At 65.5% G+C, this 20,694-nt stretch carries 18 protein-coding genes; 6 read left to right on the top strand and 12 right to left on the bottom strand.

Features of this window, described 5'->3' with window-relative positions:
• Positions 1-2 precede the first annotated feature (2 nt).
• The 4 genes from BI327_RS10200 to BI327_RS10185 are packed head-to-tail and all read left to right on the top strand — an operon-like array spanning position 3 to position 5,421.
• Positions 3-3,287, top strand: coding sequence for an efflux RND transporter permease subunit (locus BI327_RS10200; RefSeq protein WP_076860129.1), 3,285 nt, complete (start codon positions 3-5; stop codon positions 3,285-3,287).
• Positions 3,288-4,763, top strand: coding sequence for an efflux transporter outer membrane subunit (locus BI327_RS10195; RefSeq protein ID WP_076860128.1), 1,476 nt, complete (start codon positions 3,288-3,290; stop codon positions 4,761-4,763).
• 8 nt (positions 4,764-4,771) lie between these two features.
• Entirely contained in the window at positions 4,772-5,083 is a 312-nt protein-coding gene (locus tag BI327_RS10190; RefSeq protein WP_076860127.1) for a hypothetical protein, read from the top strand.
• Between the two features lie 11 nt (positions 5,084-5,094).
• Positions 5,095-5,421 carry a BA14K family protein gene (locus BI327_RS10185; protein WP_245334760.1) on the top strand — a complete coding sequence of 109 codons (327 nt, stop codon included), beginning with the start codon at positions 5,095-5,097 and terminating at the stop codon, positions 5,419-5,421.
• Positions 5,422-5,426: 5 nt separating this feature from the next.
• On the opposite strand, the gene BI327_RS10180 is transcribed toward BI327_RS10185, so the two are convergent.
• The 11 genes from BI327_RS10180 to BI327_RS10130 all read right to left on the bottom strand — a co-directional run bounded on the left by BI327_RS10180 (position 5,427) and on the right by BI327_RS10130 (position 16,467).
• A complete protein-coding gene (locus tag BI327_RS10180) occupies positions 5,427-6,098 on the bottom strand; it encodes a hypothetical protein (protein WP_076860125.1) in 672 nt (223 codons plus the stop codon).
• A gap of 154 nt (positions 6,099-6,252) precedes the next feature.
• Positions 6,253-7,344, bottom strand: coding sequence for a sensor histidine kinase (locus BI327_RS10175; protein WP_076860124.1), 1,092 nt, complete (start codon positions 7,342-7,344; stop codon positions 6,253-6,255).
• Positions 7,341-7,781 (bottom strand): response regulator, encoded by a 441-nt coding sequence (locus tag BI327_RS10170; protein WP_076860123.1) that lies wholly within the window; start codon positions 7,779-7,781, stop codon positions 7,341-7,343. Before BI327_RS10170 ends, BI327_RS10175 begins: the two co-directional genes overlap by 4 nt.
• The gene (locus BI327_RS10165) at positions 7,778-9,307 is read right to left on the bottom strand and encodes a sensor histidine kinase (protein ID WP_076860122.1); all 1,530 of its coding nucleotides are present in this window, start codon (positions 9,305-9,307) and stop codon (positions 7,778-7,780) included. Before BI327_RS10165 ends, BI327_RS10170 begins: the two co-directional genes overlap by 4 nt.
• 100 nt (positions 9,308-9,407) lie before the next feature.
• A complete protein-coding gene (accC, locus tag BI327_RS10160; RefSeq protein ID WP_076860121.1) occupies positions 9,408-10,766 on the bottom strand; it encodes an acetyl-CoA carboxylase biotin carboxylase subunit in 1,359 nt (452 codons plus the stop codon).
• Positions 10,767-10,790: 24 nt separating this feature from the next.
• Positions 10,791-11,285 carry an acetyl-CoA carboxylase biotin carboxyl carrier protein gene (gene accB, locus BI327_RS10155; RefSeq protein WP_076860120.1) on the bottom strand — a complete coding sequence of 165 codons (495 nt, stop codon included), beginning with the start codon at positions 11,283-11,285 and terminating at the stop codon, positions 10,791-10,793.
• 52 nt (positions 11,286-11,337) lie between these two features.
• Entirely contained in the window at positions 11,338-11,823 is a 486-nt protein-coding gene (gene aroQ / locus BI327_RS10150) for a type II 3-dehydroquinate dehydratase (RefSeq protein WP_076860119.1), read from the bottom strand.
• 345 nt (positions 11,824-12,168) lie between these two features.
• Positions 12,169-13,017 (bottom strand): DUF1236 domain-containing protein, encoded by an 849-nt coding sequence (locus BI327_RS10145; RefSeq protein ID WP_076860720.1) that lies wholly within the window; start codon positions 13,015-13,017, stop codon positions 12,169-12,171.
• 125 nt (positions 13,018-13,142) lie between these two features.
• Complete coding sequence (locus BI327_RS10140; RefSeq protein ID WP_083742012.1) at positions 13,143-14,075, bottom strand: hypothetical protein; 933 nt, start codon at positions 14,073-14,075, stop codon at positions 13,143-13,145.
• Between the two features lie 130 nt (positions 14,076-14,205).
• Positions 14,206-14,973, bottom strand: a complete 768-nt coding sequence (locus BI327_RS10135; RefSeq protein ID WP_076860118.1) for a DsbA family protein — start codon at positions 14,971-14,973, stop codon at positions 14,206-14,208.
• A gap of 87 nt (positions 14,974-15,060) precedes the next feature.
• Positions 15,061-16,467: a M48 family metalloprotease gene (locus BI327_RS10130; protein WP_076860117.1), complete on the bottom strand. Its 1,407-nt coding sequence runs from the start codon at positions 16,465-16,467 to the stop codon at positions 15,061-15,063.
• A gap of 239 nt (positions 16,468-16,706) precedes the next feature.
• Here BI327_RS10130 and BI327_RS10125 point away from each other — a divergent pair, with 239 nt between their 5' ends.
• Together BI327_RS10125 and BI327_RS10120 are read left to right on the top strand one after the other, a co-directional pair.
• Positions 16,707-17,894, top strand: coding sequence for a pyridoxal phosphate-dependent aminotransferase (locus BI327_RS10125; protein ID WP_076860116.1), 1,188 nt, complete (start codon positions 16,707-16,709; stop codon positions 17,892-17,894).
• Positions 17,895-18,080: 186 nt separating this feature from the next.
• A complete protein-coding gene (locus BI327_RS10120) occupies positions 18,081-19,415 on the top strand; it encodes a dicarboxylate/amino acid:cation symporter (RefSeq protein ID WP_076860115.1) in 1,335 nt (444 codons plus the stop codon).
• A gap of 14 nt (positions 19,416-19,429) precedes the next feature.
• Here the strand turns inward: BI327_RS10120 and BI327_RS10115 are convergent, their stop codons facing one another.
• A complete protein-coding gene (locus tag BI327_RS10115) occupies positions 19,430-20,662 on the bottom strand; it encodes an NAD(P)/FAD-dependent oxidoreductase (RefSeq protein WP_076860114.1) in 1,233 nt (410 codons plus the stop codon).
• Between the last annotated feature and the right edge of the window lie 32 nt (positions 20,663-20,694).

Below are 20,694 nucleotides of genomic sequence, written 5' to 3'. Positions count from 1 at the left end.
CCATGGATCCGTCAACGCCCTTCATCCGTCGGCCGGTCGCAACCACGCTGTTGACCTTCGGGCTTGCCGCGGCGGGCATTGTCGCATTCTTCAAGCTGCCAGTGTCGCCGCTGCCGCAGGTGGATTTCCCGACCATCTCGGTGCAGGCGACGCTGCCCGGCGCCAGCCCGCAGGACGTCGCGACCACGGTCGCCAGCCCGCTTGAGCGGCATCTCGGCCAGATCGCCGATGTCACCGAGATGACGTCGTCGAGCTCGGTTGGCTCGACCCGTATCACGCTGCAATTCGGGTTGAACCGCGACATCAACGGCGCGGCGCGCGACGTGCAGGCGGCAATCAACGCGGCGCGGGCCGATCTGCCGACCAGCCTGCGCAGCAATCCGACCTACCGCAAGGTCAATCCGGCCGATGCGCCGATCCTGATCCTGACGCTGACGTCGGATACACTGACCCGCGGCGATCTCTACGATGCCGCCTCAACCGTGCTGGCGCAGAAACTGTCGCAGGTCGATGGCATCGGTGAGGTCGTGGTGGGCGGCAGCTCGCTGCCTGCCGTGCGTGTCGATCTGATCCCGCAGGCGCTCTACAAGTACGGCATCGGTCTGGAGGACGTCCGCGCGGCGCTGTCGAGCGCCAACGCCCATAGTCCGAAGGGCGGTATCGACGTCGGCGACCAGCGCTACCAGGTCTACGCCAACGACCAGGCCAACAAGGCCGACGACTACAAGTCGCTGATCGTGGCCTACCGCAACGGCGCGCCGGTGCACCTTTCCGACGTCGGCGAGGTGGCCGACGGCGTCGAGAATTTGCGCAATGCCGGTCTCGCCAACGGCAAGCCGGCGGTGCTGATCATCCTGTACCGGCAGCCGAACGCCAACATCATCTCGACCGTCGACCTGGTGAAAGGGCTGATGCCGCAATTGCAGGCCTCGGTGTCGCCGGCGATCGACATCGGGCTGGCGGTCGACCGTTCGACCACCATCCGCACCTCGCTGCATGACGTGGAACGAACGCTGGTCCTGGCCGTGCTGCTGGTGATCATCGTGGTGTTCGCGTTCCTGCGCAGTTTTCGCGCCACCTTCATTCCGGTGGTCGCGGTCTCGGTGTCGCTGGTCGCGACCTTCGGGGCGATGTACCTGATCGGCTACAGCCTGGATAATCTGTCGCTGATGGCGCTGACGGTGGCGACCGGCTTCGTGGTCGACGACGCCATTGTCGTGCTGGAGAACGTCACCCGCTACATCGAGGACGGGTTGAGCCCGCTCGAGGCGGCGCTGAAGGGCGCCAACGAGGTCGGCTTCACCGTGCTGTCGATGAGCATCTCGCTGATCGCGGTGTTCATTCCGATCCTGCTGATGGCCGGCATCGTCGGCCGGCTGTTCCGCGAATTCGCGATGGTGATCTCGATCTCGATCCTGATCTCGCTCGCGGTCTCGCTGGCGACCACACCGATGATGTGCGCGGTGCTGCTCAAGCCGGACCGCGGCGGCCACGGCCGGCTCTATTGGGCCAGCGAACGCTTCTTCGAGGCGATGCTGAATTTCTACCGGCGGACGCTGACCGCGGCGCTGGCGCATCCGCTGTCGGTGATGCTGATCCTGGCGGCGGTGTTCGGCCTCAATTTCTATCTCTACGACGTGATCCCGAAGGGCTTCTTCCCGCAGCAGGACACCGGGCGACTGGTCGGCTCGATCCAGGCCGACCAGAGCGTCTCGTTCCAGCTGATGCAGCAGAAGCTCGCGCAGTTCGTCGGCATCATCAAGCGCGATCCGGCGGTGGAGACCGTGGTCGGCTTCACCGGCGGCGGGCAGACCAATTCCGGCTTCGTGTTCGTTTCGCTGCGTCCGCTCGACCAGCGCAAGATCGGCGCCGACGGCGTGATCTCGCGGCTGCGGCGGGAGATGTCGGTGGTACCCGGCGCGAGCCTGTTCCTGCAGGCGGTGCAGGACATCAGGGTCGGGGGCAGGGCGTCGAACGCCCAGTATCAGTACACGCTGCAGGGATCGACGCTCGAGGAGCTCAATGAATGGACGCCGAAGATCGCGGCCGCCTTGCAGCGTGATCCGAACCTCGCCGACGTCAACAGCGACCAGCAGAACAAGGGCCTGGAATCCGACCTCGTGATCGACCGCGACGCCGCGGCGCGGCTCGGCATTACGGTCAGCCAGATCGACAACACGCTCTACGACGCGTTCGGCCAGCGGCAGGTCTCGACGATCTATGTCGCCCGCAACCAGTACCACGTCATCATGGAGGTCGCGCCGCGCTACTGGCAGAACCCGGAGACGCTGAAGGACGTCTATATCAGCACGTCGGGCGGATCGGTCGGCGGGTCGCAATCGACCAACGCGGTGGCCGGTACCGTGGTGGCGCCGGGAACCTCGAGCGCGGCGAATGCAGCCAATGCCCAGGCCGCGCGCAACCAGGCCACCAATTCGATCGGCTCGACCGGCAAGGGCGTGGCCTCGACCGGCTCGGCCGTCTCGACCAACAGCGAGACCATGATTCCGTTGTCGGCGGTGGCGGCCTTCAAGCAGGGCGCGACGCCGCTTGCCGTCAATCACCAGGGCCTGCTGGTCGCCAACACCATCTCGTTCAACCTGCCGCCGAACGTGTCGCTCAGCACCGCGGTCGGCAGCATCGAGGCGACCATGAACCGGATCGGCGTCCCGGCCACGATCCGGGGCACCTTCCAGGGTACCGCGAAGGCGTTCCAGGATTCGCTCAACAACCAGCCGTTCCTGATCCTCGCGGCGCTGGTGACGATCTACATCGTGCTGGGCGTGCTCTACGAGAGCTACGTTCATCCGCTGACCATCTTGTCCACACTGCCCTCGGCAGGTGTGGGCGCCTTGCTGGCGCTGATGGCATTCAAGACCGAGTTCAGTATCATGGCGCTGATCGGCGTCATCCTGCTGATCGGCATTGTGAAGAAGAACGCCATCATGATGATCGACTTTGCGCTGGAGGCCGAACGCAGGCGCGGGCTGGAGCCGCTCGAGGCGATCAGGGAGGCCTGCCTGCTGCGCTTCCGTCCGATCATGATGACGACGATGGCCGCGCTGCTTGGCGCCGTGCCGCTCGCGATCGGCATGGGCGACGGCGGCGAGCTGCGGCAGCCGCTCGGCATCGCCATCGTCGGCGGCCTGATCCTGAGCCAGGTCCTGACGCTCTACACGACGCCGGTCATCTACCTCTATCTCGACCGGTTCCGCCTGTGGGCCCAGCGCGTCCGCCGCAGCGGTGCGATGCGGATGCCGGGCTCCTCACTTCAACCGGGCGAGTAAATGCCGACAGGTGCAGCGTTGCGAAATCTTCAGGTGTTGCGGAAGCCGGCCCGGCTTCTGCGCGTGGCGGCGCTCGGCAGTCTCAGCCTCGGTCTGACCGGCTGCATCCCCGGTGCGGAGCGGCCCGAGCTCAGCCTCGAAGTGCCGGCAAGCTATAAGACCGCGGGCAAGGGCGATGCCGACGCGGCCGTTCCGGCGCTCGCCTGGTGGCGCGGCTTCCGCTCGCCCGAGTTGACCGGGCTGATGGAATCCGCGCAGCTCTACAATCTCGACATTGCGGTGGCGATTGCCCAGATCGCGCAGGCCGACGCCCAGGTCGGCGTGTCCGGCGCCGCGCTCTTGCCATCGGTCTCCGGCACCGCGAATGCCGAGCGCGAAAAGCTCGCGACCGGTTCGAGCTCGTCGCTCGGCGGCAGCAGCGGGACGTTCTCGCAGTACAGCCTGGGGCTGAGCGCGAGCTACATCGTGGATTTCTGGGGCAAGAACCGCGCGACGCTGTCGGCCTCGGAGGAGAGCGCGACCAGCGCCCGCTACAATCGCGAGGTGGTGGCGCTGACCACGATGGCAACCGTCGCCAATACATACTTCCAGGTGCTGGCGGCGCAGGACCAGATCAAGGTCACAAGGCGCAATCTGGCGGCGGCCGAGCGCATCCTCGCTTTGATCAAGTCGCAATTCGCCGGCGGCACCGCCTCGCAGCTCGATTTGTCGCAGCAGGAGGCGCTGGTTGCCACGCAGCGCGCGGCGATCCCGCCGCTCGAGGTGACGGTCGGGCAGAACATCGCCGCGCTCGCCGTGCTGGTCGCGCGCGCGCCGGCCGATTTCAAGGTGCGCGGCGGCTCGACCACGCAGATCGCCGTGCCGCGCGTGACGCCCGGGCTGCCGTCGGAATTGCTCTACCAGCGGCCCGACATTCGTCAGGCCGAGGCCCAGCTGACATCCTCCAATTTCAGCGTCGACGCGGCGCGGGCGGCGTTCTTCCCGCAGATCCAGCTGACCGGCACTACCGGCTTCCAGAGCGCAGCACTCGCCTCGCTGTTCGCGCCGGGCGCCTGGTACTACACGCTCGCCGCTGGGCTGACCCAGCCACTGTTCGACGGCTTCCTGCTGGAGAGCCAGCTCAAGCTCGCCAAGGGCCAGCAGCTGCAAAATTTGCAGGCCTATCGCAAGGCGGTGCTGTCGGCCTTCGCCGATGTCGAGAAGGCGCTGATCGCCTTGCAGAAATATACGTTGCAGGAGAGGCTGCAGTCTGACGTGGTGGCGAGCTCGCGCAAGGCGTTCGAAGTCGCGGAGACGCAGTTGCGCGGCGGCACGGTCAACCTGATCACGGTGTTGCAGGCGCAGCAGACGCTGTTCACGGCGGAGAACAATCTGGTCACGGTCCGGCTCAACAAGTTGCTCGCGGCGAGCAGCCTGTTCCAGGCGCTCGGCGGCGGCTGGACGCCCGCCGGGACGCTCGCCGCGGCGGTGCAATGAGGTCGGTCATGCAGCGGTACGTCACAGCCTTCGTCATTGCCCTCGTCATCGCGCTGGGTGCGCCGCTCGGCACGGCGCACGCGCAGCAGCGCGCACCGAACAGCGTGCCGCTCGCCTTCGGCATGAGCGCCGACCAGGCCAGCCAGTCGCTCGGTGTTCCCCTGAACTATGTACGCGGCACGCCGGGCAATGAATTGTTCGTGGCGCTGCCCAATGTCAGGGGCAGCGTGCTGTCGCGGCGCAGCGACGGGCTCTATCTGCAATTCGGCAAGGGACGCCTGATCGCCTGGAAGGGCGATTGGGGGACCATCCCGCAATGAGGACTCCGGCCATGACCGCCATCAGGGGACTGATCGCCTGCGCCGCCATCGCGCTCAGCGTGGCGGCTGCGTCGGCGCAGGAGCGGCCGCTACGCTATGGCAGCACCGGCGGCGCCTATTTCGACGGCCGCGACGACGGCCGCGATTTTCGCAGCAACGGCTATTTTCCCGGCAACTTTGCAGCCGATCCCTTCAGTGCAGGGTTCGGGGCGGCGGGCCTGTTCGGTTCGACGCCAGAGCATTCGGCGCGGCCGTATCCATCGCAGGTGATCTTCGGTGCGCCCTGTCAGCACTGCCGTCCGCATCGTGCACGACGGCACCGCGACAGGCACGACTGAGGCGTTCAGCGCTGGAGCTCGTCGATGATGCGCGGCTTCATCCAGCCGGCCTTGTCGATGATTTCCCGGCGCAGCGTGTCCTTTTCCATCTCGTATTCTTGATGCGGGATGTCCTGGCCGCCGCGCGCGGTGATGCCGAAGGTCTCGAGCAGGGCGTTGTGCCGTGCCTTCCACGCGATCACGTGCTCGATCATGACTTGCGTCACGGACGGAAGGAAGCCCGGATGGCCCGCCAGGCCGCATGCTTCGGTGGTCTGCGGATCTCCCGCCAGCATGATCACGTTCCACTCGTCGTAGCCGATCAGATCCATCTGGCCGTGGAGAAACGCGCCATGCGGCCCGTCCCAGATCTTCTGATCGATGACCAGGAACGGCACCGCCTGGCAGTAGCCGTGGCGCGCCGTCATGTCGCGGTTGAAGCTTTCGGTGCGCTCCTGCAGCCGCTTGTTGGCCGCAGCGAAGATGGCGAAGTGATCGTCCGCGGCCGGCGCGAGGCTGTGTTCGTCGTCAGGCGCGAAGCCCGCATCGCGCAGCATCGACCCGATCAGCGGATGGTCCCACTGCGTCTTGTGAAAAGAGGAGCGCGCGCGATCGGCGTCCGGTGCCGGACGCTCGGCTTCCTTGAGCTCGCCCAAGGTCTCCTGCTTCTTTCCGAAAACCACCCTGCGCCCGAACATTGCGTGCCGTTCCTGCCAAGCTGGGGGAAAAGCATGACGAACAATGCCGAGATTTGTCTTAATCGGTCAGGGCAGCCGGCCGCGATCGAGCAACAGGGTGAGGCGGCCGTTAAGGGCAACGCGAAAATTCGATCGATCGGCCCCGGCGGCCGGCTTAACTGGCGGCGGCACTTGTCGTTTTCGCCGGCGCCGGGCTGACGCGGGCGAACCGCACCACGAAGCGGGTGCCCTCGTGGCCCGGGTCGCGCTCGACGCTGGCGTCGAGCTTGGCGGCCATCGCCGCGACGATGCGCTGGCCCATGCCGGTGCCGCGCGGATCGGCCTTGTCGTCGAAGCCGACGCCTTCATCGCTGATCGCGAGCTGCAAATCGTCGCCCTGCGGCTTGAGCTCGACATGGATCGGGCCGGCGCCGTCGGGATAGGCGTATTTCACGGCGTTCATCACCAGCTCGTTGACGATGATGCCGATCGCGACCGCACGGTCGGGATCGATCTCGACCGGGTCAGCCTTCAGCGTCAGCCGCGACATCTTGTTGCCTTCGGCCGATCGTCTCAAATCCTCGAGCAGCGCCTCGAGATACTGGTTGAGCATCACGGTCTTGAAGTCATGCGAAGTATAGAGGCGGCGATGCACCTGCGCGACCGCGGCGACGCGGCCCATCGCATTCGTCAGCGCCGCCTTGACGTCCTGCTGGCTCGCGGAGTTGGCTTGCAGATGCAGCAGCGATGCAATGATCTGCAGCGAATTGCCGACGCGATGGTTGACCTCGCGCAGCAGCACCTCGCGCTCCGCCGCGAGCGCGGCGTAGCGGTCGCGTGAGGCGTGCACTTCCGCTTCGGCCTCGTCGCGCGCCTTCTGGATCGCCGCGCGCCGGATCGCGCCGTTCACCGCGACCTGGAGCAGGGGGATGAACTCGCCCCTGACGTCCTTGACCAGATAGTCCGCCGCGCCCGCCTTCAGCGCAGTGACGGCGATCGCCGAATCCTGCGAGGCGGTGACGAACACGACCGGCGGGGCGTCCGGTATCTTGAGGATCTGCTCCAGCGTCTCCAGCCCGTCGAGGCCGGGCATATACTGGTCGAGCGCGACGACGTCGATGCCGCCCTGGGCGAGCCGGTCGAGGCCCTCCTGGCCGCTTGCAGCGTGCACGACGTTGTAGCCCGCGCGCGTCAGCCCGCGTTCGACCAGGCGCGCCAGCGTCGCATCGTCGTCGATATAGAGCAGTGTCGGCGTTGCGCTGGTCATACGGAAGCTGGCGGCACCTGAATCACGGAAAAGAACAGGCCAAGCTGGCGAATGGCGTTGGCGAAACTTTCGTAGTTCACCGGCTTGGTGATGTAGACGTTGCAACCGAGTTCGTAGCAACGCTTGATCTCCTGGGAGTCGTCCGTCGTGGTCAGCACGACCACCGGCGTCGACTTGAGATACTTGTTTTCCTTGACCCGCTTCAGAATATCGATGCCGGTCATGTCGGGAAGATTGAGATCAAGCAGGATGAGCAGGGCCTGGCCCTTGCGCTCGACCGCGCTGCCATCCTTGCCGAACAGGTAGTTGACCGCCTCTGTACCGTTGGTGAACGGGATGATCTCATTGTTGACACCTGAGCGCCGGATATTCCGCTCAATCAGGCGGGCATGGCCCTCGTCGTCCTCGATCATGATGATGGTGACTGGATCGCTCATGATGCCTTATCCCGGTTCTTGCCTGACCAATTGACCGGCAGCGTGATCGTGAACGTGCTGCCGTTGTTGAGTTCCGATGCTACCGACATGGTGCCGCCCAGTCTGCGCACAAGTGCGCGGACATGGGCAAGCCCGATGCCCTGACCGGGCTTGTCCTGGGTTCCGGCGCGGCGGAACAGATCGAAAATGCGCTGGTGATCCTTCGGATCGATGCCGCGGCCGTTGTCCGTCACCTCGAAGATCGCGAAGCCGAGCTTGGTGCGGCCCTCGATCGAGACCTCGCCGGGAACGCCGGTCTTGAGGTACTTGAGTGCATTGTCGATCAGGTTGGAGAAGATCTGCTCCAGCGCAAGGCGGTCGCTGACGATATTGGGCAATGCGCCGACGTCGATGGTGGCGTCGGCCTCGACCGCCTGATGGGCGACGGTCTTGACGATGCCGTCGATCAGCTCGCGGAGATCGATCCGCTCCGGCTTGAACTCGCGGCGGCCCTCGCGGGTGAGATTGAGGATCGCGCTGATCAGGCGGTCCATCTTGGCGATCGACGATTTGATGAAGCCGAGCGATTCGGTGAAATCGTCGGACAGCTGCTTGTCGGAGCCTTCGAGCTCCGGCTCGGCCGCGTCGGTCGCGTCTTCCGGCATCGCCGGCGCCAGCGAGGCGGTGCGATTGAGCGTGGCGATGCGCTTGAAGATGTCGCCGCGCAATTCCTCGAGCTCGCTGGTGAAGCCCATGATGTTGACCAGCGGCGAACGCAGATCGTGGCTGACGATATAGGCGAAGCGCTGGATCTCCTCGTTGGCCTCGCGCAGGTCGGAGGTGCGCTCGTCGACGATGGTTTCGAGATTGAGGTTGCTGTCGCGCAGCTTCGCCTCGGCCTCGTCGCGCGCCCGCGAGGATTGCCGCAGCAGCACGACCGAGAGGGCGGCGAGCGCCAGCACCATGCAGGAGCCGGCGATGGTGACCGAGGAGGCCAGCACCTGGGTCCTGTCCGCGGTCGCGGTGCGGGCCGCCAGCAGGCGATCCTCCTCGGCACGCATGTCGCGGCCGATCCGGGCGATCGCCTCCACCGCATCGGTCGAGGCGCCCTTGCGCAGGATGTCGATGCTGGTCACCGTGTCGTTGTTCTTGACGCGCTCGATGCTGAGGGCGAACTCGGCCAGCCGTTGCTCGACGGCGGCCCTGAGCTTGGCGGCATTGGCGACCTGCACCGGATTGTCGACCGTCATCATCTGGAGATGACCTAGCGTGGCCGGCAGGCCCGCGGCCGCGGCCTGGTATTCGGACAGGTATTGTGGTGCTGATGTCAGCAGATAGCCCCTGGTCGCGCTTTCGGCCCGCCTGACGTCGACCAGCAGGTTGGCGACCTGGCTCTCGACCTCGACCGTATGGACCACAAGGGCGTTGTCCTCGCGCGCCTTGTTGACCAGCAGGACAGACGCCACGCTGATCGCGACCAGCACGAAAAATCCCGCCGAGAGCAGCAGGATCTGTAGCGTGGAGCGGCGTCGCGAAACTTCGGTCACGACGGTCTCGTTGCGGGAGTGGGATTCAATGCGTCCCCGTGGAAAGCCAATAACCCTTAAGTACGTTTGAACAGGGCACTGGGTTCCACCGGGTTCCGAACTATTTTGGGGCGTCCGATGGCTGGCCCGCGAGATACTGCTCCAGCCAGTGGATGTGGTAGTCGCCCTCGATGATGTCCGGCTCGCGCACCAGTGCGCGGAACAGCGGCAGCGTCGTCTCGATCCCGTCGACCACCATCTCGTCGAGCGCCCGGCGCAGCCGCATCAGGCATTCGCCGCGGGTCTTGCCGTGCACGATCAGCTTGCCGACCAGCGAGTCGTAATAGGGCGGGATCACGTAGCCCTGGTAGACGGCGGAATCGATCCGCACGCCGAGGCCGCCCGGCGGATGGAATTGCGTGATCCGTCCGGGCGAGGGCCGGAAGGTCTGCGGGTTCTCCGCATTGATGCGGCACTCGATGGCGTGGCCGATGATCGCGATGTCGTTCTGCTTGGCGGGAAGGTCGCCGCCGGCGGCGATCCGGATCTGCTCCAGCACCAGATCGATATCGGTGATGCTTTCGGTGACGGGATGCTCGACCTGGATGCGGGTGTTCATTTCGATGAAATAGAACTCGCCGTCCTCGTAGAGGAATTCGATGGTGCCGACGCCGAGATACTTCATGTCCCGCATCGCCTTTGCGCAGGTCTCGCCGATCCTGGCGCGGGCGGCCGCCGCGAGCACGGGCGAGGGGCCTTCCTCCCAGACCTTCTGGTGACGGCGCTGCAGCGAGCAGTCACGCTCGCCGAGATGGATGGCGCCGCCGCGGCCGTCGCCGAGAATCTGGATCTCGATGTGGCGCGGCTTCTGCAGGTATTTCTCCAGATAGACCGAGGCGTCGCCGAACGCCGACTTGGCCTCGTTGGCCGCGGTCGAGAGCGCCAGCGCGAGGTCGGCCTCGCTGTGGGCGACCTTCATGCCGCGGCCGCCGCCGCCGGCCGCCGCCTTCACCAGCACCGGGAAGCCGATGTCCCGGCCGATGGTAAGAGCGTCGGCCTCCGATGTCACCGCGCCGTCCGAGCCGGGCACCACGGGAATGCCGAGCCGCTTGGCGGTCTTCTTGGCCTCGATCTTGTCGCCCATCAGGCGGATGTGCTCGGCCTTCGGTCCGATGAAGCCCAGATTGTGGTCGGCGAGGATCTCGGCGAAGCGCGCATTCTCGGACAGGAAGCCGTAGCCGGGATGCACGGCGTCGGCGCCGGTGATCTCGCAAGCCGCGAGCAGCGCCGGCACGTTGAGATAGGAATCCTTCGACGGCGGCGGGCCAATGCACACGCTCTCGTCTGCGAGCCGCACATGCATGGCGTCGGCGTCGGCGGTGGAATGCACCGCGACGGTGGAGATGCCGAGCTCCTTGCAGGCGCGCAGCACGCGGAGCGCGATCTCGCCGCGATTGGCTATGAGGATCTTGTCGAACATCGCAGCGCCTGACGTTGACGGAAGCTATTCAATGATGACGAGTGGCTCGCCGAATTCGACCGGCTGGCCGTCCTCGACGAGAATCTGTGTCACGGTGCCCGCGCGCGGCGACGGGATCTGGTTCATCGTCTTCATCGCCTCGATGATCAGAAGCGTCTGGCCGGCCGTGACCTTGGTGCCGACTTCAATGAACGGCTTGGCGCCGGGCTCCGGCGCCCAGTAGGCGGTGCCGACCATCGGCGAAGGCACGGCGCCCGGGTGCTTGGCGAGGTCGGTCGCAGCCGCGGCGGCAGCCGGCACCGCCACCGGCGCGGTAACCGCATGCACGGCCGCGGGCACCGAGGCCGCGATGCTGATGTTGCGTGCGACACGGACGCGCAGGCCGGCGCGCTCGATCTCGATCTCGGTGAGGTTGGTCTCAGCAAGCAGCAGCGCGAGCTCGCGAATGAGGACGCTGTCGTCGCTCTTGGAGTCGTTCTTGGACTTTGCGGCTGATTTGTCGTCTGGCTGGCGCGCCATGTTGTTTGATCCGAAATCTCTGTCTGGTGACGGGGAACGTCAGGATTGACGATTAAGTCTTTGGCTTGGCGTCGGTCTTGCCATCGATCTTGGCGCCAATCCTGGTGGCGAGGCCGATGATCGCAAGCCGGTAGCCGTCGATGCCGAAGCCGCAAAGCGACGCGAAGGCGGCTTTAGCAGTGAACGAATGGTCCCGGAAGCTCTCGCGGGCGTGGATGTTGCTGACATGGACCTCGACGGCGGGGATCTTCACCGCAACCAGCGCGTCATGCAGCGCGATCGAGGTATGGGAGTATCCGCCGGCGTTGATGATGATGCCGACCGCCTTCTTGGCGTGGGCTTCATGGATGAAGTCGATCAGTTCACCCTCGCGGTTGGACTGCCGGCAGTCGGCGGTCAGGCCGAACTGGCGCGCGGTGTCGGCGCACAGTTTCTCGACATCGGCGAGAGTGGCATGGCCGTAGGTCTCCGGCTCGCGCGTCCCCAGCAGATTGAGGTTCGGGCCGTTCAGCACATAGATCGTTCCGGCAGCAGCCATTCCAAAAATTCCTGCCAAAGATTCCTGCCGAGGGGTTCCGGCCAACGAGGGTTCCGACGAGGGGTGGAGTGGGCCGGGTTATAGGTAACAACCGGCCGCAGGGGAAGCCTTTAGGTGAGATCGGAACGCCTTCAACGGCTTGCTCCGGCCCGTCAAATGGTCGATGTAACCTACGGAAATTGCTGGTTAACCAAGCCTGGCGGAAGACGCGCCGGGGCGGGCGCTCCCGGCAGTCATCCACCGCCGCATGCCGGTTGCGGGCGAGTGCAAAAACCCCGCCCCTGAGGGGGCGGGGTCGAGCGCGGAGCGAGGGCCCCTGATGGCACCCTCGCACCGAGGCCGGCATTAGCCCTCGATGATGTAGACGATCTCGTGGGTCTCCGGCTGCACGATGATGTAGCGGCCCTTGACCAGGATGAAGTCGTAACCGCGCCACTGCGGATAGATCGTCACGACCCGCTCCGGCAGCGGATAGAAGTGCACGTCAGCCGGCACGCGGGTGCCCACCGACACGTTGAAGTTCACGTTGGTGGTTTCGGTGACGTGCTCCGACTTGATCGCGGTCGAGATCTGGGTGCGCTTCTCGGCCGGCGGAGCCGCGGTGGCCGACGTCGCCGCGTTGCCGGTCGTGGTCTGGGTGCGGCTCGTGTCGTTGGTCTGCGCGCGGTTGGTGTCGGTCGGGCTCTTGGTCTGAGCGTTCTGGTTGGTCGTGGCGCCGCTCTTGTCGCGGCTTTCGGCATTCATCTTGCCGCTCTTGTCACGCTCCTCGGCTTTCATGTTGCCGCTCTTGTCGCGTTCCTCGGCCTTCATGTTACCGCTCTTGTCACGGCCCTCGGCCTTCATGTCCTTCGAGCTCTCCCTGGAGCCCTTGGTGGACTCGTTCTCCGAGCTCATGCCCTTCGACTTTTGGGTATTGTCCTGCGCACCCTTGGTGGCCGTGCCCGACTTCTCGGACTCCGCACCCTTGGTGCTCGGGGATTCACCGGTCGTGGAATGCTCGGAACCCTTCATGCCGCTCTTCTCATGCTGCATGGTGCCCGATGACGCGCCACCGGACGGGGCAGAGTGCTGCATGGTTGCTCCACCACCGGCCCCGGTTTCCTTGCTGGCGCCGCCGGCGCCCTGTGCATTCGCAAAACCGGTGCCGGCGATCAGAGCCGCTGCGGCGACCGAAATCAGAAAGCGGTTAGACATCATATTCCTCCTCGTTTTCAGCATTGCCCGCGCCGACAACGGGAGAAAATGTGCGATGTTCCTGTAGATTTGCGGTTCCTTGCAGTTTGTATCCTGTGTGAATGCGCGATGAATGCGCGCGCGATTCAACCGCAGGCCCAGTCGAACTCCATGCTCGCGAGATCGAGCTGGCCGTTGCCGCCGCCGAAATTGAAGCCGCCGAAATGCTCTTCGATCTCGAGATAGGTCGCGCTGTATTTCGGCGTCCACTGGTTCGGAAACATCGTGCCGCCGAGATGGTTGCGGCCGTGCAACCGCTCGAGGCCGCGCGCACTGCCGTGCTCGCCGTAAGGCGCGATGTAGTCGCCGAGCTCACCCTTGTGCAGCAGATGATCGCGCGGCGGCTTGCCGACATTGGGATCGTTCTCGCGCGGCGCAAGCGCGATGCCGTAGGCGTGGTGGCCGGTCTCGGGGATGCCGCCGAACAGGCGGTACCAATATGTCTTCTCCAACTCGTCGATGCGACTGGTGCGGCCGACGTTGACGTCGAACGCGGTGCGCGCCGCGCCTTTCGAAAGCCAGCGCGGCGGCGGATTGGCTTCCAGCAATGGATTTCCGGCGAGCTCCGGCGGCCGGCACAGCGGTGCCGCGAACTCGGCCTCGGTGAGCCAGATCGCCGCGAAATTATGGTCGATGATGTCCTTCATCCGAAACTCCATCGGATGACGGTTCTGCCGGTAGGCGAAGTACGGCAGCAGATTGGGATCCGCCGGCCGCTCGGTGATTTCCGCGGCGAGATATTGCGCGACCGCGTCGATCTCGACGGGCTCGTCATATTGCTGATCGGCGAACATCGCGAGCGCGACATGGGCGTCGCCTTTGGCGCGATATTGCGGGGGAATCCGCAGCGTGAAGCAGTGCTGCATCGGAAAGCCGTCATGCGGGCTGAGCGGCCATTGCTCGGTGCGGATGCCCGGCGGCAGGCCGTAGCACCAGCCGTGATCGTCGTTCGAGCCGCGTTCGGGCGGCGTCTTCAGCAGCGTGAGGTCGTAGCCAAGGGTTGGCGGTGCCAGAGGCATGGCGCGCAGCTTCCGTTGTTGGTGACGGCCCTTGGTTGCGTCCAGCGCGGAATCGGTTCGGTGACCGCAATAAAAAATCCGGCTGCCTTGGCAGCCGGATTTTGCGAAATGAGCGCTGTCGAAGGGGAGGTCAGCAGGTCGCCTTGCCGCAGCGGGCAATGCCGATCTTTTCCTTGAGATTGTCGACGCCGACCGCGCCGATCACGACCTGCTTGCCGATCACGTAGCTCGGCGTGCCGTTCATGCCCATGGATTCGGCGAGGCGGAAGTTCTCCTCGATAGTCGCCTTCACCTCGGGGCTCGCCATGTCCTTCTCGAGCTTGGTCATGTCGAGGCCGACCTCCTTGGCGACCGCAAGCGCGCGCGCCTTGTCGGCGGCGCCGCGGCCGCCCAGGAGCTTCTGGTGAAACTCGAGATACTTCTTGCCGGTCGGATCCTGCATGCGGACGGCGACCGCGACCTGCGCGGCCTCGACCGAGCCCTGGCTCAGCACCGGGAATTCCTTCAGCACGACCTTCAGCTTCGGATCCGATTTCATCAGGTCCATCATGTCGGCCATCGCACGTTTGCAGTATCCGCAATTGTAGTCGAAGAACTCGACGAAGGTGACGTCGCCGTCCTTGTTGCCAAGCATGACGCCGCGCGGCGAATTGAAGATGGTGTCGGCGTTCTTGGAAACGCTCTGCTCGTGCTTCTCGGCTTCGGCGGCGGCCTGCCGCTTGCTGAGCTCGTTCATCGCCTCTTCGAGCACCTCGGGATGCGCGATCAAATAGTTGCGCACAATGGTCTCGATGTCGCCACGCTGGGTATCGTTGAAGCTCTGCGCGGACGCGGTCAGCGGCGTGGCGCAGATGCCGAGCGCGAGCAGGGCAGGGGCAAGGAAACGAAGCGCTGGCATGGATAAAATCCTTGTTCGAGGTGGCCCGAAATGCGGCGGGGCCGTGGGCCGGTTTCGGTGATCGTTGTATGGAACTACGGTTTATTTCTAGTTGTTTTTCTGACCCGGCATGGGCTTGGCGCTCACAATGTCGTCAGCTTTGACCCAGCCGGGCGTGCCGATCGCGAACCGCGTCTTGGCGCGCGACGCCAGGTCGCGGGCGGTCTTGGTGTCGCCGCGGAGATAGGCGGCCTGCGCCGAGGCGAGGTCGGCCTGGGCGTAGTCGCCCTTGCGGCCATAGGCCATCGCGAGCTGGGTATAGCCGAGCGGCGCCTCGGGCTCGCGCGCCACGGCGGCACGCAGCATGTTGATCGCCTCGTCGGTGGTGGCCTTGTTGTCGGAGGCGACCAGCGCCTGGCCGAGCAGCATCTCGATCAAGGGCGAATTGCCTGACAGTTGCACCGCGCGGCGCAGCGGCGCGATCGCCTCCGCGGGCCGGCCGCCTTCGAGCAGCGCCTGGCCGCGCAGTTCGTAGAAATAGGGGTTGTTGGGCTGCACCTGGATCAGGCCGTCGATCTGCGCGATCGCCGAACGCAGATCGCCGTGCAGATAGGTCGTGATGGCGCGCGCATAGCGCGCCGGCAGGCTGGTGTTGGTCAAGGGATAGCGGCGGTAGACCGTGTCCTGCCGCTCCATGAAGCCCGAGATCTTGGCGCGCATCATGTCGTGACGCAGCTGCAGCGCCGGATCGTCCTTCTTGTCCCAATAGGGGCTGGAGCGCGCCAGTTCCTCGAGCGCTGAGACGCGGTCGACCGGCATCGGATGCGATTGCAGATAAGGGTCGGCGCCGCGCGAGGCGAACAGGCTCTCGTCGGTGAAGCGCTTGAAAGTCTCGTACATGCCCTTGGCGGATTGCCCGGTCGCGGTCAGGAACTTGACGCCGGCGCGGTCGGCGTTTTCTTCCTGCTGGCGCTGATAGGACAACAGCGTGCGCTGAATGACGGATTGCGGCGCCGAGATCGCGGCGGCGCCGGCGCTGGAGAGGCCGTTGCCGCCGCTGCGGCCGCCCGCGCCTGCGGCAAGCGCGCCGACGCCGAGCAGCATCGCGATGATCATCTGGGTCTGCGCCTGAGCCAGCTGCTCGCGCATCTTGGCGAGATGGCCGCCGGCCAGATGGCCCGTTTCATGCGCCAGCACGCCGATGATCTGGTTGGGCGTCTCCGATTGCAGCAGCGCGCCGTAATTGACGAAGATGCGGCGGCCGTCGGCGACGAACGCGTTGAACGAGCTTTCGTTGATGATCACGATCTGGATGTTCTGCTTCTCCAGACCGGCGGCACGCAGGATCGGCCGCGTATACTCGCGCAGCAGCTGCTCGGACTCGGTGTCGCGCAGCACCGGCGGGCCCTTCTGCTGGGCGCGCGCGGGGACGACGGGGCCAAGGGCGATCGCAACCGCGGTCAGCAGTGCGGTCAGCTTGAAGGTCGCGGTGCGAAGGGTGAGGCGGAACAGCATGGGCGATCTATCGGCGATGGCTGACCGCGCCCGCGCAAGGGCAGGTTCCGGGCCCGAGTGGATCAGGCGCGTGGCGCAGTCTGTTGTTTTTGCAGTTCTTCTTCACGCGAACCGGGTATTCACTGGGGTATTCACTTGGCCTGAAAGCGTTATAAGGAGCCACCGAATGCGGCCAGTCTGGGGCGGCCGCAGCTGGCGGGAACCCGAATTCGGCAGCGGCCGTGCAATAGCAGAAATCCATGCCTGAAGCGACAGCGAGAGACCGTGTGAGCAGCCTTTTGACAGCGTCCGGCCGGAGCGATGTTCCGCCGTTCATGGTGATGGACGTGATGGCGGCCGCCGCGCGAATCGAGGCCGCCGGCGGCCATGTCATCCACATGGAGGTGGGCCAGCCCGCGGCGCCGGCGCCGAAGCCGGCGATCGCGGCGGCGCAGGCGGCGCTGGTCGACGGGCGGATCGACTACACCTCCGCGCTCGGCATTCCCTCGCTGCGCGCGCGCATCGCCCGGCATTACCGCGACACGTATGGCTGCGCGGTCGACGCGGAGCGCATCATCGTCACCACGGGCTCGTCGGGCGGGTTCATCCTGGCGTTCCTTGCGATGTTCGAGCCGGGCGACCGGGTCGCAGTCACCGTGCCGGGCTATCCGCCGTACCGGCACATCCTGACCGCGCTCGGCTGCGAGCCGGTTCTGATCGAGACCTCAGGCGACACCCGCCATGCGCTGACCGGCGAGGCGCTGCTATCAGCCCATCGCAAGGCGCCGCTGAAGGGCGTGCTGGTCGGCAGCCCCGCCAACCCGACCGGCACCATGATGTCGCGCGCGGCGCTGTCGAGCCTGATGGCCGCCGCCGACAGCGCCGGCATCCGCTTCATCTCCGACGAGATCTATCACGGGCTCGACTACGCATTCCCCGCGGTGACGGCGGCCGAGCTGTCGCCGAACGCGCTCGTGATCAACTCGTTCTCGAAGTACTTCTGCATGACCGGCTGGCGCGTCGGCTGGATGGTGGTGCCCGATGTGCTGGTGCGGCCGATCGAACGGCTGCAGCAGAACCTGTCGATCTCGGTGCCGACCTTGTCGCAGATCGCCGCCGAAGCGGCCTTCGAAGGCCGCGAGGAGATGGAGGCGATCAAGCGCGGCTATCAGGAGAACCGCCGCATCCTGATCGAGGGCCTGCCGAAGGCCGGGCTGACCAAGTTCCTGCCGGCCGACGGCGCGTTCTATCTCTATGCCGACGTATCCGACTTCACCTCCGACAGTTTCGCCTTCGCCAGCGAGATGCTCGAGAAGGCGCATGTCGCGGCGACCCCGGGCGTCGATTTCGATCCGATCCACGGCCGCGCCTTCATCCGTTTTTCCTATGCGCGTTCGGCCGCGGACATGCAGGAAGCAGTTGCGCGGATCGCGCATTGGCTTAAATAGCCCGCAGTCTTCAAGAGCCCTCCATCACGTCGGTTCGATCGGTTTCGCAAGCGCCTGGCCCCGGTTTCGGCCGGGCGGCACGCGACAGATCGCCGCGGATAAACGGCAGGGCCCACACAGTTCCATTTGACTTGAACGGCCAAGTTGATCTTGGCTATTTCCGCCATTTCTGAGGGGGAGTGACACATGGCAACGGCAACCGTTGCCACGGCTTCACCGGCGAGCGCCGGTAGCAAGCCGTGGTACAAGATTCTCTATGTCCAGGTCCTGATCGCGATCGTGCTCGGCGCGCTGGTCGGCGCGTTCTGGCCCTCGCTTGCCACCAACGAGTGGATCAAGGCGCTCGGCGACGGCTTCATCAAGCTGATCAAGATGGTGATCGCGCCGATCATCTTCTGCACCGTGGTCTCGGGCATCGCGCATATACAAGATGCCAAGAAGGTCGGCCGGATCGGCGTCAAGGCGCTGGTTTATTTCGAGGTGGTCTCGACCTTCGCGCTGGTGATCGGACTGCTGGTCGGCAACATCGTGAAGCCGGGTGCGGGCTTCGGCAATGCGGCGGCGAACGCGCAGGCGGTTGCCAATTATGCCAAGCAGGCGGAGGCGCAGAAGAGCGTCGACTTCGTGCTGCACATCATTCCGGACACCGTGGTCGGCGCATTCGCGCAGGGCGAGATCCTGCAAGTGCTGCTGTTCTCGGTGCTGTTCGGCTTCGCGATCATGGGCCTCGGCGAGCGCGGCCACACCATCCGCTCCTTCATCGACGATGCCGCACATGCGGTGTTCGGCGTGATCTCGATCGTAATGCGGGCGGCGCCGATCGGCGCGTTCGGCGCGATGGCCTTCACCATCGGCAAGTTCGGTACCGGCGCGATCCTCAACCTGATGGGGCTGATCGCGACGTTCTATCTGACCGCCGCGCTGTTCGTGTTCGTGGTGCTCGGCATCATCGCGCGGATCGCAGGCTTCTCGATCTTCAAGTTCCTGGCCTACATCAAGGACGAGCTGTTGATCGTGCTCGGCACCTCGTCGTCCGAGAGCGCCCTGCCGTCATTGATGGAAAAGCTCGAACGGCTCGGCTGCTCGAAATCCGTGGTCGGCCTCGTGGTGCCCACGGGCTATTCGTTCAACCTCGACGGCACCAACATCTACATGACGCTGGCGACGCTGTTCATCGCGCAGGCGCTCGGCTTCGATCTCACCTTCAGCCAGCAGATCACCATCCTGATCGTGGCGATGCTGACCTCGAAGGGCGCATCCGGCATCACCGGCGCGGGCTTCATCACGCTGGCGGCGACGCTTGCGGTGGTCGATCCGCGGCTGGTGCCGGGCATGGCGATCGTGCTCGGCATCGACAAGTTCATGAGCGAGTGCCGCGCGCTGACCAATCTGTGCGGCAACGGCGTAGCCTGCGTGATCGTCGCCTGGTGGGAAGGCGAACTCGACCGCGACAAGCTCAATGCCAATCTCGCAAGGCAGATCGATCCGACCGACATGGAGACCGCGGTCACGACCGACTAGATCCGCGTCCTAAATCAGAACCGGTCCAACCGATACGGCGAGGTGTCCACCGAGGATGCCTCGCCGTTCATCGTTTCGGCCAGCACGCGCGCCGTCGCGGGGCCGAGCGTAAAACCCTGGTGGCCGTGACCGAAATTCACCCACAGGCCGCGATGGCGCGGCACAGGCCCGAGCACCGGCAGCATGTCGGTGGTGCAGGGGCGGGTGCCGAACCAGGGCTCGGGCTCGACGCGGCTGCCGATCTCGATCAGCTCGCGCGCGGCGGTTTCCGCGTAGCCGAGCTGGATGGGCGTCGCCGGCGCGTCGGGGCTGGTCAATTCCGCGCCTGTCGTGATGCGGATACCCTTGGCCATCGGCGCCATGGCATAGCCATTGGCGGTATCGACCAGCGGCAGGTCGAGCGATCGGCCGCCCTGATAGTGCATGTGGTAGCCGCGCTTGCGCACCAGCGGGATCCGGTAGCCGAACTTGCGCAGCAATTGCGGTGACCAGGGTCCGAGCGTGATGACGACGTGGGCGGCATCGATCCGGCCGCTCGTCGTATCGACCGACCAGCCGGTTGCGGTCTCCGTCAGCGTTTGCGCATCGCCGCGCAGCAGCGTGCCGCCGAGACGCTCGAACAGGCCGGCATAGGCGGACACCAGCCCGCCGGGATCCGACACCGTCCACGGCCCAAGCCAGTGAATGGCGCCGGGCAGGTCGTCGCGCAGCAACGGCTCCGCCTTGGCGAGCGCGGGGCCGTCGAGCACGCGGAACTGCACCCCGAACTCACGCTGGTTCTCCTCGGCGACGGCGATCGCCTGCGCCAGCGCCGCCGGGTCGCGATGCAGCAGGCGATAGCCGGCACGGCGGATCAGATTGTCGGCATGGGCATCGCGGATCAGCGTGTCGTGCTCCGCGATGGCATGGGCGATCAGGCGTGACCAGGCGAGGGTGGCTTCGCGATGCCGCTCGGGCGTCGAGTTCCACCAATAGCGCAGCAGCGGACCGGCGTGCCGCGGCAGCGACGCCAGCCGATAGCGCACGTCATTGGTGCGCCCCATCGCGATCCTGGCGAGGACCGCGGGATCGCGCGGCATCGGATAGGGCCGCACCGCCTCGCTCTGAATGATGCCGGCGTTGCCGTAGCTGGTCTCGCGGCCGGGTTCCTTGCGGTCGATGAGGGTGACCGACCAGCCGCGGCGCTGCAAATGCAGCGCCGTGCTGACGCCCACCATGCCGCTGCCAAGAACGATCGCGCTTCGCATCGGGATTCGTCTCCGTCAGGCTTCGTCACGCT

The organism is Bradyrhizobium mercantei (assembly GCF_001982635.1).
Taxonomy (GTDB): Bacteria; Pseudomonadota; Alphaproteobacteria; order Rhizobiales; family Xanthobacteraceae; genus Bradyrhizobium; species Bradyrhizobium mercantei.
This window is presented reverse-complemented; position numbering and strand designations above follow the sequence as displayed.

Bases quoted from the DNA above. Each gene is read 5' to 3' on its own strand.
- BI327_RS10200 (WP_076860129.1), top strand. From the start codon at position 3: ATGGATCCGTCAACGCCCTTCATCCGTCGGCCGGTCGCAACCACGCTG.
- BI327_RS10195 (WP_076860128.1), top strand. From the start codon at position 3,288: ATGCCGACAGGTGCAGCGTTGCGAAATCTTCAGGTGTTGCGGAAGCCG.
- BI327_RS10190 (WP_076860127.1), top strand. From the start codon at position 4,772: ATGCAGCGGTACGTCACAGCCTTCGTCATTGCCCTCGTCATCGCGCTG.
- BI327_RS10185 (WP_245334760.1), top strand. From the start codon at position 5,095: ATGACCGCCATCAGGGGACTGATCGCCTGCGCCGCCATCGCGCTCAGC.
- BI327_RS10180 (WP_076860125.1), bottom strand. From the start codon at position 6,098: ATGTTCGGGCGCAGGGTGGTTTTCGGAAAGAAGCAGGAGACCTTGGGC.
- BI327_RS10175 (WP_076860124.1), bottom strand. From the start codon at position 7,344: ATGACCAGCGCAACGCCGACACTGCTCTATATCGACGACGATGCGACG.
- BI327_RS10170 (WP_076860123.1), bottom strand. From the start codon at position 7,781: ATGAGCGATCCAGTCACCATCATCATGATCGAGGACGACGAGGGCCAT.
- accC (WP_076860121.1), bottom strand. From the start codon at position 10,766: ATGTTCGACAAGATCCTCATAGCCAATCGCGGCGAGATCGCGCTCCGC.
- accB (WP_076860120.1), bottom strand. From the start codon at position 11,285: ATGGCGCGCCAGCCAGACGACAAATCAGCCGCAAAGTCCAAGAACGAC.
- aroQ (WP_076860119.1), bottom strand. From the start codon at position 11,823: ATGGCTGCTGCCGGAACGATCTATGTGCTGAACGGCCCGAACCTCAAT.
- BI327_RS10145 (WP_076860720.1), bottom strand. From the start codon at position 13,017: ATGTCTAACCGCTTTCTGATTTCGGTCGCCGCAGCGGCTCTGATCGCC.
- BI327_RS10140 (WP_083742012.1), bottom strand. From the start codon at position 14,075: ATGCCTCTGGCACCGCCAACCCTTGGCTACGACCTCACGCTGCTGAAG.
- BI327_RS10135 (WP_076860118.1), bottom strand. From the start codon at position 14,973: ATGCCAGCGCTTCGTTTCCTTGCCCCTGCCCTGCTCGCGCTCGGCATC.
- BI327_RS10130 (WP_076860117.1), bottom strand. From the start codon at position 16,467: ATGCTGTTCCGCCTCACCCTTCGCACCGCGACCTTCAAGCTGACCGCA.
- BI327_RS10125 (WP_076860116.1), top strand. From the start codon at position 16,707: ATGCCTGAAGCGACAGCGAGAGACCGTGTGAGCAGCCTTTTGACAGCG.
- BI327_RS10120 (WP_076860115.1), top strand. From the start codon at position 18,081: ATGGCAACGGCAACCGTTGCCACGGCTTCACCGGCGAGCGCCGGTAGC.
- BI327_RS10115 (WP_076860114.1), bottom strand. From the start codon at position 20,662: ATGCGAAGCGCGATCGTTCTTGGCAGCGGCATGGTGGGCGTCAGCACG.